Below are 14,453 nucleotides of genomic sequence, written 5' to 3' on the forward strand. Positions count from 1 at the left end.
GTCCGGTTCACCGGGCAGCAGCAGCAGCTCTTCTGCCCCGAGGACGTCATCATCCCGTGGTCGACCGGAGGCCCCGCGGCGACCGAACCGACGAGCGACAACGGAGCGGACGCGGGCCAGGTGAGATGCGCGAAGCCCAACCGGCAGACGCCTAGCCGAGCAGGTGGCGGCGTCGCACGAGGGCCGCACCGGCCGCGAGGAGCACGAGACCCGCCAGCCCGGCCAGTGCCACACCGGACGCACCGGTGCTCGGCAGTCCGCCTCCCCCGCCGGGCGCGGTGGGCGACGGCGGTGCCGGCGTCGTCGGTTCCGGACCGGAATCCGTGGGCGACGGCGTCGAGCCGGGATCCGTGGGTGACGGCGTGGGCGTCGGCTCCTCGGCCTCACCCTCGACGAGCCACAGCATCGCCGCGTCGAAGATCGCCTGCCCCTCCTCGGTGAGCACCGCCGTCGCGTCGTCGACGTAGGGCAGGCCGAGGCGGCGGGCCGGGGCGTCGAGGTCGACCATCGCGTCGCCCTCATCGTAAGCGAAGAGCACCGCGAGCTCGGGCTGCTCCGGCACGGTGGCGACCACGGTCGCCCCAGCACCCGGCGTCCCGAAGCCGGTGACGCCCTCGCGGGAGTAGATCCGCACCACACCGTCCGTCCCCGCGGCGACCGGGTGCTTGGGCGCGACGACGTCGACGTCGAAGGTCCGGAACTGCAGGTTCGGGTCGGCGGCCATGCCCATGTCGTCGTAGACGAAGTGCTCGTACACGCCCACGGGCACCGGCACGTCGCGGAACTTCGTCGCGACGTCACCGGAGGACACCGACTCGCTGACGACGACGGCGGCCACGCCGTCTGCGTCCTGCGTCGTCACCTCCGGCGCGAGAACCGTCTCCACCGGGTAGCCGAGGAACTCGATCCGAGCGCGCGTCGCGACGTCGCCGGCGACGTCCGCCGTCGCCATCCCCTCGGGCGGGCCGACGACGAGGAGCACCGGCTCCGGGTCGCCCACCGTCACGCGCACGGTGCCGGACTCGACGGCGGTGCCGACGTCGTCGTGGGCGACGGCGTACAGGCTCGGCATGCCCTCGGGCACGTCGTGCCAAGTCACCCCGTAGGGCGCGGTCGTGTCCGTGCCCACGAGCTCGGTGCCGGCGTAGAAGCGGACCTCGGCGATCTCCACGTCCCCGGAACGAACCTCGGCCGCGATCGTGATGTCGTCCCCGACGTCGTACTCGGCACCCGCCTCGGGCGCGGTGACCGTCACCAGCCGGCTCGCGCCACGGAGCCAGGTGAGGAAGGCGTCCATGATGCCGCCGGACACCTCGACGTCCTGGTCCCCTGCCCGTGCGGCGGCCTCCTCCAGGAGCCGGCGCTGCTCCCAGGCGGCCGTCTCGTCGTCGGCGAGGTCGGCGAGCAGCGAGCGCACGCCGGCGGCGCCGGCCTCGCCGTAGGCGCCGACCTTCTCCACCCAGGGCTCGACCTCCGCGACGAGCGCCTCGTCCAGCCCGGCCTCCGGCACGCCGGCCATCGCCTCGAGGTAGGCGACGAGCGGCTCGGCGGCGCCGTCCACGCCCGAGCCCGACTCCCACGCCGTCTCGAAGTCCTCGATCAGCCCGGTGAGCACCGGGTTGGCCGGGTGCCCGATGTCCGAGCCGTAGCTGTTCTGGGCGAAGACCCGCAGCGCGTCGGCCGCCGGTCCGCCGACGAGCTCGAGCGCGGCGTCCCAGGAAGCTCCCGGCTCGTAGGAGCTCGGGTTCCACAGGTAGTCGTGGACCGTGGCGAGCGGGACCTGCGACGCACGGGCCTGGTTCATCGGGTTGGCGGAGAAGCCGACGACTCCGTGCTCGGCGAGGTCGGCGTCGCGCCCGATGAGCGGGCCCATGAACAGCCGCGCCGGCGCGAAGTCGTTGACCGGGTAGTTGTCCCAGACCGCCAGCTGGTGCTGCCACAGCGCCGTGGCGGCGTCGGCGTCCTCGGCGGTGATGGTGTCGGCCACGACCGCCGGGCCGGTCCAGTAGACGACGACGTCCTCGGGCGCCTCGGCGGCGAAGACGTCGGTGTACTCGGTCTGCTCCGTGCCGGAGTACTGCGTGGGCACGGTGAGGAGCTCGAGCGGCTCCGGCTGCTGCTCGACGAACTCAGTGAGCACCGTCTCGAGGAGATGGGCCTGGGCGGCCGCGGCTGGGCTCGCGGAGTGGCCGTAGGCCTCGACGTCCGCGGCGCAGTCGAGCTCGAGGTCGATGTCGTCGAAGAAGATCCCGAACTGCTGGACGCCGATGCCGGCCATCGCGTCGAGCTTGTCGAGGAGCGCGGCGACGTCGTCGGCGTCGGAGTAGCAGATGTCGTTGCCCGGGGAGACCGTGAAGACGAAATCGACGAGCGTGGCGTCGGCCGCGTCGACGAGCTCGGTGATGCGCGCGAGCTCCTCGGCCGGGTAGGGCTCACGCCACTGCGCGAGGTGGTACGGGTCGTCCTTGGGCGCGTAGACGTAGCTGTTGCCCTTGACCTGGCTGACGAAGTCGATGACCTCGAGCCGGTCGGCATGGGACCACGGCTTGCCGTAGAAGCCCTCGATGACGCCACGGAGCGGCAGCTCGGGCCAGTCCCTCACGGTGCCGGTGGCCAGGCTGGCGCCGTCGTCGTCAATGGTCGCGAGCTGGGCGAGGGTGCGCAGCCCGTAGAGCGCGCCCCGGGCGTCATTGCCGACGACGACGGCGGCGTCCACGCCCTCGAAGTGACCGACCGCCGTGGCGTACCCCTCGGCAGCGTCCTCCGGCGCCGGGGTGATACCGAAGCCCTCGAGCACCGGGGCGGGGACCGCGCTGACGTCGTCGGTGACCACGAGCGCGAGCTCCGCGTCGGGCGTCTCGTCCTGCGCGACCTCCTCGATCTCCTCGACGCCGAGGTTCGTGAGCAGCTCGCGCGCCTCCCGCACGACTCGCTCGTCGGTCCCCTCGACGACGGCGAGCGCCATGACGGCGGGCACCACGAGCTCGCCGCCGGTGAGCGTAAGCTCCCGCGGCTGCGGGAGCAGCCGGTCGGCGGGGTCGAGCCGGGCGGGATCGAGCTGCGCGGCGACCTGTGAGCCGGCCGGGGCTGGGGCGGCGGCCGGTGCGGACGCTCCCGCGACGCAGACGGCGGCGACGAGCAGGGCGGCGGCAGTGCCGGTGGCGCGCATTCGGTTCCCCCATGAACGAGTCGCAGAGGATTGCCACGGTATGGGGCGGGCCACCGTCCGGCAAGGGCACGTGGCCGCAGCGCCGTCGGCGCCGCGGCGGCGCACGTCCGAGGGTCACCCGAGCGAGATGACGACCTTGCCCCGGGCGCGACGGGTCTGCACCTTCGCGAGCGCCGCCAGGGCGTCGGTGAACGGGAAGACCCGTTCGATGGCGAGGATGAACTCACCCCGCGCGATCCGGTCCATGACGGCGAGCAGCTCCTCGCGCACGTCAGCGCCGTAGGCCAGCCCGCTCACCCTCACGCCGTGGGCCGGCGCCACCTGGTCGCCGGAGACGGTCACCACCGTCCCGCCCGCCTTGACCAGTCCCATGCAGGGGGCGGTCGTCCGCGGCTGCACGGCCACCGCACCGTCCAGGCCCTCGGGACGCCACCGGCGCACCTGCTCGGTCCACTGCGGGTCGCGGTAGTCCACGGTCAGTGTCGCGCCGAGCGACCGCAGGTAGTCGTGGTTGGGCGTGGAGGCCGAGGCGGCCACCTCCCAACCTCGTTCGCGGGCCAGCTGCACCGCGAAGGTCCCCACCGCGCCTGAGGCACCGGCCACGAAGATCGCACCGCCGGGAGGAGTCGCCGGCAGCGCGTGCAGGGCTCGCAGCGCCGAGTTGCCGGCCACCGGGATCGCCGCCGCGTCCTCGAAGCCCATGCCGTCGGGTACCGGGAGGATGAGGGAGTCGGCCCGCACGGCGGCGTACTCCGCCCACACCCCGCCCTTGGGCTGCATCATGCTGACGAAGGCGATCCGGTCGCCCACGCCGTACCCCGACGCGGCGAAGCCTGCCTCCTCCACCACCCCGGCCGCCTCGATGCCGATGGGGTAGGGCAGCACGAGCTGCCTCGGCAGGAAGGTGGAGTCGTGGATGCCGACCCCCACGGCCCTGATGCGGACCAGCAGCTCGTCCGCGTCGATGGTGGGCACCGGGACCTTGGCCGCGGTGAGGTCTCCCTGGGGGCTGGACACGACCAGTGCGTCCATCAACGGCATGAAACCTCGTCTCCGAGGACGTCGTCCTCCCTGGTGCGGACCGTGGTCGACCGGTGGAGCGCGAGCGCTCCCGACGACCCGTGGCGTGATGCCGACCACCATGTCACGTCGTGGGGCTTCCTGGACGAGCGTCGGCGACTGTCCCTCGGTCCAGCGGCTCCCGGCGGTAGCGTGACCTCCCGGTGCGCGGCCGTGCGCTCCGACGTCGGCGCGGGAGGTACGGGGATGAGCTGGCAGGAGCTGGTCGAAGGCTCGGCATCTCCCCTGCCGCCGCCGTCGCGGTCGTGGTCGCCACCGTGGTGCTCTACCTGGCCTTCATCGTGCTCACCCGCTCCCTCGGCCAGCGTGTCCTGGCGAGCCTGTCCGGGTTCGACGTGCTGGTCGTCATCGTCCTGGGCGCCGTGCTGGGCCGGGCCATCCTCGGCTACAGCCCCACCCTGAGCGCCGGGCTCATCGCCCTGGTGACCCTCCTGTCGCTCGAGGCAGTCGTCGGGACGCTGGCGTCCCGGCCGCGGTGGGAGCGGCTGGCCAACAACCGCCCGGTCCTCCTCATGGCCGGCAGCGAGATCCTGCACGACGAACTGCGGCGCACGCACGTCACCGAGTCCCAGCTACGGTCCCGGCTCCGCCAGGCCGGCGTCCGGACCGACGAGGAGGTCGCCGCGGTCATCCTCGAACCGACCGGCTCCATGAGCGTCCTACACCGGGGAGTGGCGATCATGCCGGCCATGCTCGACGGCGTCCGCAGCGGCGAGCGGATGCCCGCGGAGCTCCTCGACACGTAGGACGACAGACCGGCCGACACCGCGGACGGGGAGGCACCGCCCGGGCACGGGCCTCGGCCGGCTGCCACCGGCTACGGTCGCGCCGTGCTGCGGCCGGGTGTAGGGATTGAGGGTGCCGCGAACCCGGGCACGGACCACAGCAGCTCGGACGGCCGGAGGATCCGTGGGACAGCGCATCGAGGACTACGCCGTCATCGGCGATCTGCACACCATGGCCCTGGTGGGCCGTGACGGATCCATCGACTGGCTGTGCCTGCCACGCTTCGACTCCGGCGCCTGCTTCGCGGCTCTTCTCGGTGACGAGGACGCCGGGTTCTGGCGTCTGGCCCCCGTCGACGGCGGCACCTGCACGCGCCGGCGCTACCGCGAGGACTCCCTGGTGCTGGAGACGGAGTGGGACACCCCCGACGGGACGGTGCGAATCATCGACGCCATGCCCCCGCGTGACGGCGCCGCGGACGTCGTACGGGTGGTGGAGGGCCTGTCCGGCCGCGTGCGGATGCGGATGGAGCTGCGGCTGCGCTTCGACTACGGCCACATCGTGCCCTGGGTCCGGCGCCAAGGTGAGCGGCTCTCGGCGATCGCCGGACCCGACTCGGTGTGGCTGGACACCCCTGCTCCGCTCGAGGGCCACGACTTCCTGACAGTGTCCGAGTTCGAGGTGGACGCCGGTGAGCAGGTGCCCTTCGTCCTCACCCACCACCCCTCGCACGAGTCGGCGCCGCCGCGCCGCAACGCTGCCCGGCTCCTCAAGGGCACGGACCGTTTCTGGACGACGTGGATGTCCCAGGCCAACTACGAGGGCGCCTGGTCCGAGGCCGTGCGCCGCTCGCTCATCACGCTCAAGGCCCTTACCTACGCACCCACGGGCGGCATCGTCGCCGCGGCGACGACCTCCCTGCCCGAGGAGCTGGGTGGCACCCGCAACTGGGACTACCGGTACTGCTGGTTGCGGGACGCCACCTTCACCCTCCAGGCGCTCCTGGGGACCGGCTTCGTCGAGGAGGCCGGCGCCTGGCGAGACTGGCTGCTGAGGGCCGTCGCCGGGGACCCGGCCGACCTGCAGATCATGTACGGGATCGACGGCACCCGCCGGCTCACCGAGCTCGAGGTCGACTGGCTTCCCGGGTACGAGGGCGCCTCCCCGGTCCGCATCGGCAACGCCGCGGCGGGCCAGCTCCAGCTCGATGTGTGGGGAGAGGTCCTCGACGGTCTGCACGTGGCCCGTGGTGCGGGACTGGCCGGGGCAGAGGACGCCTGGGACCTGCAACGCGCCCTGCTGGACTACCTCGAGGGCAGCTGGCAGGAACCGGACAACGGCCTGTGGGAGGTCCGCGGCCCCCGCCGCCACTTCGTCCACTCCAAGGTCATGGCCTGGGCAGGCGTGGACCGCGCGGTCCAGGCGGTGGAGAAGTTCGGGCTGGAGGGGCCGGTCGACCGATGGCGGGCGCTGCGCAGCGAGATTCACGCCGACGTCTGCGAGCGGGGCTACGACCCCGAGCGGAACACCTTCACCCAGTTCTACGGCTCACGCGGGCTGGACGCGGCGCTGCTCCTCATCCCCCAGGTGGGCTTCCTGCCGTGGGACGACCCGCGCGTGGTCGGCACGGTCGACGCCGTCCAGCGTGAGCTCGTCGAGGACGGGTTCGTCATGCGCTACCGGCCCGGCAGCGACGGCGGCGTGGACGGTCTGCCCGGGATCGAGGGTGCCTTCCTCGCCTGCAGCTTCTGGCTCGCCGACGCCCTCAACGGCATCGGGCGACGGCAGGAGGCCGAGGCGCTCTTCGAGCGTCTTCTCCAGCTGCGCAACGACGTCGGTCTGCTCAGCGAGGAGTACGACCCCCGCTACGAGCGACAGGTCGGCAACACGCCACAGGCCTTCAGCCACGTGGGGCTGGTCAACACCGCCCGTCACCTCAGCGGCACCCACCCCGCCACCGCAGCAGACACATGAGCACGGACAGGAGAACCATGCGCGCACTGACCCTCACCCCCGGCCAGGCCGGGACGCTGGCTGTCACCGACGAGCCCGAGCCCGAGCCGGCCGACGGCGAGCTCCTCGTCGAGGGCCTGTCCCTCGGCGTGTGCGGTACCGACCGCGAGATCGCCGCCGGCGAGTACGGCTGGGCGCCCCCCGGCCGGCAGCGGCTCGTGCTGGGCCACGAGTCCCTCGGGCGGGTCCTCCAGGCTCCCCAGGACTCCGGCTTCACCGCCGGCGACCTCGTCGTCGGTGTCGTGCGGCGGCCCGACCCCGAGCCGTGCGGCGCCTGCGCGCACGGGCAGTTCGACATGTGCCGCAACGGCCGGTACACCGAGCGTGGGATCAAGGAGATCGACGGCTACGGCAGTGAGCGCTGGTGCGTCGAGCCGCACTACGCCGTCCGGCTCGACCCGGCCCTGCGTGAGGTGGGGATGCTGCTGGAGCCGACCACCGTCGTCGCCAAGGCGTGGGAGCAGGTGGAGAAGATCGGCGCCCGGGCCTGGTTCGAGCCCCAGCGGGTGCTCGTCACAGGAGCCGGCCCGATCGGCCTGCTCGCCGCCCTACTCGGTGAGCAACGCGGTCTGGACGTCCACGTCCTTGACCGCGTCACCGGCGGGGCCAAGCCCGGACTCGTCGCGGAGCTCGGGGGCACCTACCACAGCGACGCGCCCGACGACGTGATGGAACGGGTGCGCCCCGACGTCGTCATCGAGGCCACCGGGGCCAGCTCGGTGGTGCTCGCCGCCATGGCCGGCACCGCCCCCTACGGCATCGTCTGCCTCACTGGCGTCTCGTCGGCCGGGCGGAGCGTGTCGCTCGACGCCGGCGCCCTCAACCGCGAGATCGTGCTGGAGAACGACGCCGTCGTCGGGTCGGTCAACGCCAACCTCAGCCACTATCAGGCCGCCGCAGAAGCACTCGCCCGCGCGGACCTCGGCTGGCTGCGCCGGCTCATCACCCGCCGGGTGCCCCTCGAGCGCGCCGCCGAGGCCTTCGCGGCCGAGGACGAGGACATCAAGGTCGTCATCGACCTGTAGAGGCGGGAGGACGACGGCGACCGAAGTACTTGCCCGGCCGCGTGAGGCGACTTCCCGGGAGCGGACGAGCAGAAGGGGGCGGAGGACCGATGACGTGGATCGCGACCCCGCCCACGGCGGCGGCGGCCACCGCCACTCCGGACGAACGTACCTGCGCTTCGGCGCCATGCTCGCCGAGAACACAGTTTCAGGCGGCGTCGCGCCTGTACTTTCGTGGCACTCGCCGCCCGCAGAGGAGGGCCTGTCCGGCACATCGTGCCGGACAGGCCCTCGGGTGACGTCGGTCGCTCTCGCGTCGTGGGCGGTCGAGGGTTCCGGCCGGGCTCAGCGGGCACTGACGAGCCCGGTGACGTCGGCTGCCGTCGGTACCGCTTCCTGTGCACCGGCGGCCGTGGTGGCGAGCGCCCCGGCGGCGGCCGCTACCTGAGCCGCCTCAACAAGGTCCCTTCCCTTCGCGAGCTCGGCGGCAAGGACGCCGCAGTAGGTGTCGCCCGCGCCCGTCGTGTCGACGACGTCGACACTGAAAGCGCCCACCATCACCTGTCCGCCTTCCCTCGTCGCGACGAGGCTGCCCTCCCCGCCGAGGGTGACGACGACCGCGGGCACTCGACGGAGTAGTGCCTCGGCGAGCACCGCGGGCGCCCCACCCGTGCCCGCGAGGTCCGCCGCCTCGTGCTCGTTGACGACGAGGACGTCGAGAGCACCCCACAACCACTTCGGTAGGTCCTGGGACGGGGCCGCATTGAGGACGACGAGCGTGTCGGCGGCACGGGCCTCCACCGCCTGCCGGATGACTTCGAGTGGCACCTCGAGCTGGGCGAGGAGCACGGCCGCGGCCGCGATGCGCCGTGCCTGCGCGCGTCCGATGCCCACGTGCCGGTTGGCACCCGGCGCGACGATGATCGTGTTCTCACCCGTGGGCGAGACCGCGATCAGCGCCGTCCCGGTGGGGGTGTCCACCCGGTCGACCAGGGAGACGTCCACGCCGGCGGCTCGCAGCGACCCCGCGATGAGGTCACCGGACGCGTCCCGACCCAGGGCGCCGATGAACGTCGTCCGGACGCCTCCAGCGCGCGCAGCCGCGACAGCCTGGTTGGCGCCCTTCCCGCCGGGATGGCGTACGACGTCACCGCCGAGGATCGTCTCCCCGCCGACCGGGTGGCGCGGGACGGGTACGACCAAGTCGACGTTGGCGGAACCGACGACGGCGACCTCGGGGCTGTCCTGCTTGGAGTCAGCCACGATGAACTCCCCTAGCTCCCGGCCAGCCAGCGCACGCAGCGGTCGAAGAGGGGGCCGTAGCCGGCCCACCCCATGAACTCCTCGGGTGCCCAGTGCGGGGAGATGTCCGACGCGAAGGCGACGGTGCGGCCCTCTCCTACCTCGACCACGGCCAGCAGCGGCTCGGACTCGATCGTGGCCAGGACCGTCGCCTCGTCCTTCGCGACGAGCGACTGGTAGCCCAGCAGGATCGGCCACGTCTCGTCGAGCCCGTCGGTGATCGGGTGCGCCACCCCGGAGAGCACACCCGTCACGCCCTCGGGCGCCTCGACACGGTCGTCGTACCGGTGGATGGTCACCGGGAGGACGTCCTCGAGGGGGGAGCCCGCGTAGTTGGCCTTGGCCTGGAAACCTTGGAAGCTCAGGTACCCGCCGGCCATCATGAGGCCGCCCCCTCCCCGGACCCACTCACGCAGCAGCTTGAGCCGGTTGGGGGCGGGCCGCCCCTGGGCGAAGACCTGCGGCGGCAGGAGGAGGCTGTTCGCCCCGATGTCGGAGAGGATGACGACGTCGTACTCGTCGAGTGCCTCGAGCGTCAGGGGAAACAGCTCGGCGACGTCGTGAGAGCGGAGGTGGGTCACGTCGTGCCCCGCGCCGTCCAGCTCCGCAAGCAGGCGCGCGCACCCGATCTCGAGCTGCGTGTGGGGGAACGCGTCGTACCCCTTGTGGTCGATCGCCGCGTTGATCCAGGACTCTCCGGCAAGCAGCACTCGTGACATGGGTGATCTCCTCGTGGTCGGTTGGTGGTGTCAGAAGGGGATGGATAACGACTGGCTGGGCACCCGGTCCGCCCTCGGCAGGACCTCCACCAGGTGCGTGAGGAGCGGAACGCTCCACGCGATGTTCGCGGCGATGCCGGGGTTGGGCAGGTCCTCCGGCTGGTGGAGCCGGTGCAGGTCGTTGAAGGTGTAGAAAGCCACCGGCAGACCGGCCGCGTAGAACGCGCCCTGATCGGTGCCGCAGGTGGGAGGGAACCGGGACTGGACCCGGAGGTCCGGCCGGTTCTCGGCGGCGTAGGCGCCGAGGACGGCGAGGAACTCGCGCTCGAAGGTTTCCGGCCCGGCGAAGACCTCCATGAAGTCCCCGCGTCCGAGCCCGTCGACGTTGAGGACGAAATCGAGCTCCTCCCCGTCCTTCGCGGTCATCTGCTCGACGTAGTGCCGTGAGCCCGCCAGATGCCACTCCTCCGCCGTCGTGAGCACGACGGTCACGGGACGGGAGGGCGGCTGCGTCATCAGCTGCCGCACGAGGTGGACGAGCGCGATGGTGCCGGAGCCGTTGTCGTACGCACCGGGCGTGTTGAAGAACGTGTCGTAGTGGCCTGACACGAGGACTCGACCACGGTCCTGAGGACCGGCGGCCGGGACGTCGACGATCACGTTCCGGCTGACAGCCTCCCCCGCGTGCGCGGACTCGCACGCCAACTCGACCTCCACCGTGATCCCGTCGGCCAACCACTCGCTGAGCGACAGACCGTCGATGTGCCCAAGTGCCAGGTGCGGGACGGAGGTGTCCGAGCCCGCGGGAAGCGGCTGGGGCGCCGCAGGGCCACCGTCACGGGCGTGCAGGTACGCGACCAGAGCGCCGTCGGCGTCGGTGACGGCGAACTTCGTCCACACCATCGAGTCGCCCCACAGGCCCTGCACACCGACGGCGTGCACGCGCCCGCGGACCACGCCCGTGGCGGGGCCCGACCAGAGCATCGGCCACGCTGGGACGGCGCGCTCGAGGGGTGCCGTCACGCGCAGGGAGCTGCTGGCGCCGGGGTCCCAGCCGGGCGTCCGGACCTCCTGCGTCCGCACGCGAGCGCCCATCCCAACCAGCCAGCCGACGAGCAGCCGTTCGGCGTCGTGGATCCCGCTGGTCCCGTGGAAGCGTGGGCCGAGCGCCACGAGCTCCTCGAGGTCGCTGAGAGCCCGGGTCGCGCGCTCCTCGTGAGTGGTCATGCGCTGTCTCCTCCTCGTACCGCACTAATGAACAGGTTCTTGACGTTGGTGGTGAGCAGGGCCTCGGCCGCCTCGACAGCGACGCCGAACCGCCGGTGGAGGCGGGGAAGGAACAGCCGGGGGATGTACCCGTAGCCGTTGCCGCCGTGGGCCGTCCACATCGCCTTGACGAACACGTCGTGACTCACGAGCACCCGGTGCCCGAGCCCCGCCTCCACCAGCCTTGCGATGTGCCGGGCGTCGTCGTCTGGTGCCGGGCTCTGACCGCCGTGGTCGGCGTAATAGAAGCCCATGCCGGTCATGTCGAAGCCGAGCCAGGCGCCTCGCTCCGCCAGGCTCGCCTGGTAGTCAAGGTCCGATCCGGACGGGTTCATGTGGCCCAGGACCACGGCGTCCGCCCGCGCGCCCTCGCTCTGCAGGATGTCGAGGACCTGGTGGCCCGCGCGAGCCCACCCGTCGAGGTGGACGAAGACGGGCAGGCCGGTGGCGACATGGGCTCGGGCGGCGGCTCGCAGGCAGGTGGTCTCCGAGTCCGTCGGCGTGGTGGAGACACCGATCTCCCCCAGGACGCCCGGCCGAGCTGTGGTCCCGTCAACTCCGTTCGTCACCTCGTCGATCAGTTCTCCGGCGAGCTGGTGGACATCGGCCGCCCGGACGGCCGCCGAGTGGGTCGGATCGATGTACCAGCCCGCACCCATGATGATCTGGGTACCGGACCGCTGAGCGACTTCCTGCAGACGGCGGGCGTCACGTCCCATGCCGGGAGTCGACACATCGACGACCGTGCGCCCACCTGCCTCGGTGAACAGTTGCAGCTCTGCGACCGCCTGCGGGACCGAGTCGAGCCGGCAGTTGTCGGGGTGAAAGAACGGGTCCTCACGCAGCGCCCAGGCCATCGCGGCGCTGACCGGCTGGTCGGCGAGCTCACGCTTCCATGGCTCCGGCGGCGTCCACAGGTAGTTCGTGACGTCGCACCACACGTGCTCATGAGAGAGCGTCATCCCGAGCTCCGAAACAGGAACGCTCCCCGTCACTGTGTTGACCGTGACCTCCGGATGCTGCGTGCTCACTGGTTCTCCAGCTCGCCGACGCCGGCACCGAGGAGGTGGGCGGAGGCGCGGTCGATCTCGTCCCGTGTACCGAAGAACCACCACGACGTGAAGGTGTCCGTACTCGTCGTCCGGTCGGTGTCGGTGCCGGTCGGGGTGCCGCGGCTCTCCACCTCCGCGAAGCCACCGAGACCGCCGTCATCGTTGTACAGGTGGATGGAGTCCCCCATGACCCCCGGGGCGAAATCGGGCTCCTCGCCGTAAGGCGCCTCGGCACGGTTGCCGAAGTCACGCACGAGGAGCGCATACTCGTCCCCGGCGAGCCGGCGCACGTAACCGCTCCGCCCGAAGACATGAGGCGCCTTGACCCCGATCTTGAACCGGTCCCTCCCGGTGAGCGAGGTCGCGAGCACGCCGGGACGCCGCGTGAGGAGGTCACCGACCGGCTCGTAGTAGTCCGTCACCTCAGCGACGCCGACCGCGGGGATGAGTGCGGTGCCGCCCGCGAGCACCTGGACGATGTCCCACGACTCCATCGGTGCGGACGTCTCACCACGGTCGAGCGTGATCGTCACCGAGTAGCCCGCGCAGCGGAGTGCGCGCAGCGGGTCTTCCGGCGTGCCGACGAAGCGCAGCGGCGACGGGGCAGGCCGCACCCGCATGCCGAGCTCGAAGGTGACGTCGCCCGAGCCCGTGTTGCGCGCCGTCACCGTCCCCGCCCGCTGCAGGATGAGCGGGTCACGGCTCTCGCAGGTGTGCGGTGCGGGGTCGATGGCGGTGGGGAGGACGAAGGTGCCCCAGTAGTCGTCGCGGTCCTCGATGATGTAGGTGACCTCAGGGCCGATCCAGATCCGCTCGCCGCCGACATTCCAAAATCCCGAGCGGACGAGTTCGTCGAAGGCTTCCGGTGAGGCGAACGCCTCCGGCACCCACGTCTCGGACCCCCGGTCCGGACCGCGGAAGGGCCCGTAGACGCGGCCGCCGTAATGGCTGACGACGATGAGGGACCCGTCGTGCAGCGCGATCGTGTGGTGCTCGATCTCTTGCTCGGTGAGCCGGGCCGTGAGGTCGCGGTAGGTGATGCTCATGGTGACGCTTCCCGTGTGTGTCGAAGTGATGTGCTGCCCCGGGGCGCAGCAGGGCACGCGCCGGCTGCGCCCCGGGTTGGTGAAGCTCAGTCCTTTGTGACCACCTCGACGGGCACGACCGTGACCTCGTCGAGAGTCTCGCCATCGAGGAAGCGCAGCGCCTGCTCGATGCCGACCTTGCCGAGCTCGTAGGCCTGCTGGGCGACGGTGGCGTGCATTGTTCCGGCGTCGATCGCCGCGCGAGCGTCGTCCGTGCCGTCGATGCCGACGACGTAGGTGCTCGTGCCGGCCGCGTCACCCAGCGCCTGGATGCCACCCAGCGCCATCTCGTCGTTCTCCGCGAACACACCGACGATGTCCGGGTTGCCCTGGAGGATGTTGGAGAGCACGTCCAGGCCGCGGGCGCGGTCGTACTCGGCGGACTGCGCCGCGACGACCTCGACGTCGGGGTAGTCCGCGATCGCCTCGTTGAATCCCTGGAACCGCTCGTTGGAGGACGGCAAGCCGGAGATCCCACGGAGCACGGCGACCTCACCCTCCCCGCCGATCGCCTCCATGAGCGCCTCGCCGGCGAGCCTACCGAGCTCGACGTTGTCCGACGCCACGTACGTCTCCGCGGGCGCATTGTTGACGAGACGGTCCACGGTGATGACCGGGATGTCGGCGTTCGCCATGGCGTTGACCGGCGGGGTGAGCGCGTCCGAGTCGGTGGCGTTGAGGACGACGGCGTCGAAGCCCTGGCTGACGGCGTCGGCGAGCTGGTTGGCCTGCGTCGCGGAGTCGTCCTGGGCGTCGACGATCGACAGCTCGACGCCGGCTGCCTCGGCGGCGTCGACGGCACCGTCACGCATGTCGATGAAGAAGGGGTTGGCGAGCGTCGAGACCGCGAGCAGGACGCGCGGTCCGTCGCCGTTCCCGCCGTCGGCTGAGTCGTCACCGCCGCACGCGGTCAGCGCGAGGGCGGCCGCCGCGGCCAGGGCGATGCCGGCGGTGAGGCGACGACGGTTGGGTCGAGGTGATGTGAACGTCATTGTCATGTCTCCGTAGCTAGTGGTGGATGGGTATGGGTGGAGGGG

General features: G+C 71.7%; 11 protein-coding genes. 3 read left to right on the forward strand and 8 right to left on the reverse strand.

What is annotated here, in order from left to right; all coding sequences use genetic code 11:
* Nucleotides 1-151 precede the first annotated feature (151 nt).
* A complete protein-coding gene (locus tag M3148_RS01960) occupies nucleotides 152-3,169 on the reverse strand; it encodes a beta-N-acetylglucosaminidase domain-containing protein (protein ID WP_251302956.1) in 3,018 nt (1,005 codons plus the stop codon).
* A gap of 114 nt (nucleotides 3,170-3,283) precedes the next feature.
* A complete protein-coding gene (locus tag M3148_RS01965) occupies nucleotides 3,284-4,201 on the reverse strand; it encodes an NADP-dependent oxidoreductase (RefSeq protein ID WP_251302957.1) in 918 nt (305 codons plus the stop codon).
* A gap of 293 nt (nucleotides 4,202-4,494) precedes the next feature.
* Here M3148_RS01965 and M3148_RS01970 point away from each other — a divergent pair, with 293 nt between their 5' ends.
* The 3 genes from M3148_RS01970 (at nucleotide 4,495) to M3148_RS01980 (ending at nucleotide 8,013) form a co-directional block, all read left to right on the forward strand.
* On the forward strand, nucleotides 4,495-4,995 hold the full coding sequence (locus M3148_RS01970; protein ID WP_251302958.1) for a DUF421 domain-containing protein: 501 nt from the start codon (nucleotides 4,495-4,497) through the stop codon (nucleotides 4,993-4,995).
* Between the two features lie 163 nt (nucleotides 4,996-5,158).
* On the forward strand, nucleotides 5,159-6,949 hold the full coding sequence (locus M3148_RS01975) for a glycoside hydrolase family 15 protein (protein ID WP_308203198.1): 1,791 nt from the start codon (nucleotides 5,159-5,161) through the stop codon (nucleotides 6,947-6,949).
* A 17-nt stretch (nucleotides 6,950-6,966) separates the two neighbouring features.
* Entirely contained in the window at nucleotides 6,967-8,013 is a 1,047-nt protein-coding gene (locus tag M3148_RS01980; protein WP_251302959.1) for a glucose 1-dehydrogenase, read from the forward strand.
* A 324-nt stretch (nucleotides 8,014-8,337) separates the two neighbouring features.
* Here M3148_RS01980 and M3148_RS01985 read toward each other — a convergent pair whose 3' ends face one another.
* The 6 genes from M3148_RS01985 to M3148_RS02010 all read right to left on the reverse strand — a co-directional run bounded on the left by M3148_RS01985 (nucleotide 8,338) and on the right by M3148_RS02010 (nucleotide 14,408).
* Nucleotides 8,338-9,255 carry a PfkB family carbohydrate kinase gene (locus tag M3148_RS01985; RefSeq protein WP_251302960.1) on the reverse strand — a complete coding sequence of 306 codons (918 nt, stop codon included), beginning with the start codon at nucleotides 9,253-9,255 and terminating at the stop codon, nucleotides 8,338-8,340.
* An 11-nt stretch (nucleotides 9,256-9,266) separates the two neighbouring features.
* Entirely contained in the window at nucleotides 9,267-10,013 is a 747-nt protein-coding gene (locus M3148_RS01990; RefSeq protein ID WP_251302961.1) for a glutamine amidotransferase, read from the reverse strand.
* A 30-nt stretch (nucleotides 10,014-10,043) separates the two neighbouring features.
* Nucleotides 10,044-11,240 (reverse strand): M20/M25/M40 family metallo-hydrolase, encoded by a 1,197-nt coding sequence (locus M3148_RS01995; RefSeq protein WP_251302962.1) that lies wholly within the window; start codon nucleotides 11,238-11,240, stop codon nucleotides 10,044-10,046.
* On the reverse strand, nucleotides 11,237-12,394 hold the full coding sequence (locus tag M3148_RS02000; protein ID WP_308203199.1) for a phosphotriesterase family protein: 1,158 nt from the start codon (nucleotides 12,392-12,394) through the stop codon (nucleotides 11,237-11,239). Before M3148_RS02000 ends, M3148_RS01995 begins: the two co-directional genes overlap by 4 nt.
* On the reverse strand, nucleotides 12,307-13,377 hold the full coding sequence (locus M3148_RS02005; RefSeq protein ID WP_251302964.1) for a hypothetical protein: 1,071 nt from the start codon (nucleotides 13,375-13,377) through the stop codon (nucleotides 12,307-12,309). Before M3148_RS02005 ends, M3148_RS02000 begins: the two co-directional genes overlap by 88 nt.
* An 86-nt stretch (nucleotides 13,378-13,463) precedes the next feature.
* The gene (locus M3148_RS02010; protein WP_251302965.1) at nucleotides 13,464-14,408 is read right to left on the reverse strand and encodes a substrate-binding domain-containing protein; all 945 of its coding nucleotides are present in this window, start codon (nucleotides 14,406-14,408) and stop codon (nucleotides 13,464-13,466) included.
* Nucleotides 14,409-14,453: the final 45 nt, after the last annotated feature.

Source organism: Georgenia satyanarayanai (assembly GCF_023715365.1).
In the GTDB taxonomy this organism is placed as follows: Bacteria; Actinomycetota; Actinomycetes; order Actinomycetales; family Actinomycetaceae; genus Oceanitalea; species Oceanitalea satyanarayanai_B.

Bases quoted from the DNA above. Each gene is read 5' to 3' on its own strand.
- M3148_RS01960 (WP_251302956.1), bottom strand. From the start codon at position 3,169: ATGCGCGCCACCGGCACTGCCGCCGCCCTGCTCGTCGCCGCCGTCTGC.
- M3148_RS01965 (WP_251302957.1), bottom strand. From the start codon at position 4,201: ATGGACGCACTGGTCGTGTCCAGCCCCCAGGGAGACCTCACCGCGGCC.
- M3148_RS01980 (WP_251302959.1), top strand. From the start codon at position 6,967: ATGCGCGCACTGACCCTCACCCCCGGCCAGGCCGGGACGCTGGCTGTC.
- M3148_RS01990 (WP_251302961.1), bottom strand. From the start codon at position 10,013: ATGTCACGAGTGCTGCTTGCCGGAGAGTCCTGGATCAACGCGGCGATC.
- M3148_RS01995 (WP_251302962.1), bottom strand. From the start codon at position 11,240: ATGACCACTCACGAGGAGCGCGCGACCCGGGCTCTCAGCGACCTCGAG.
- M3148_RS02005 (WP_251302964.1), bottom strand. From the start codon at position 13,377: ATGAGCATCACCTACCGCGACCTCACGGCCCGGCTCACCGAGCAAGAG.
- M3148_RS02010 (WP_251302965.1), bottom strand. From the start codon at position 14,408: ATGACGTTCACATCACCTCGACCCAACCGTCGTCGCCTCACCGCCGGC.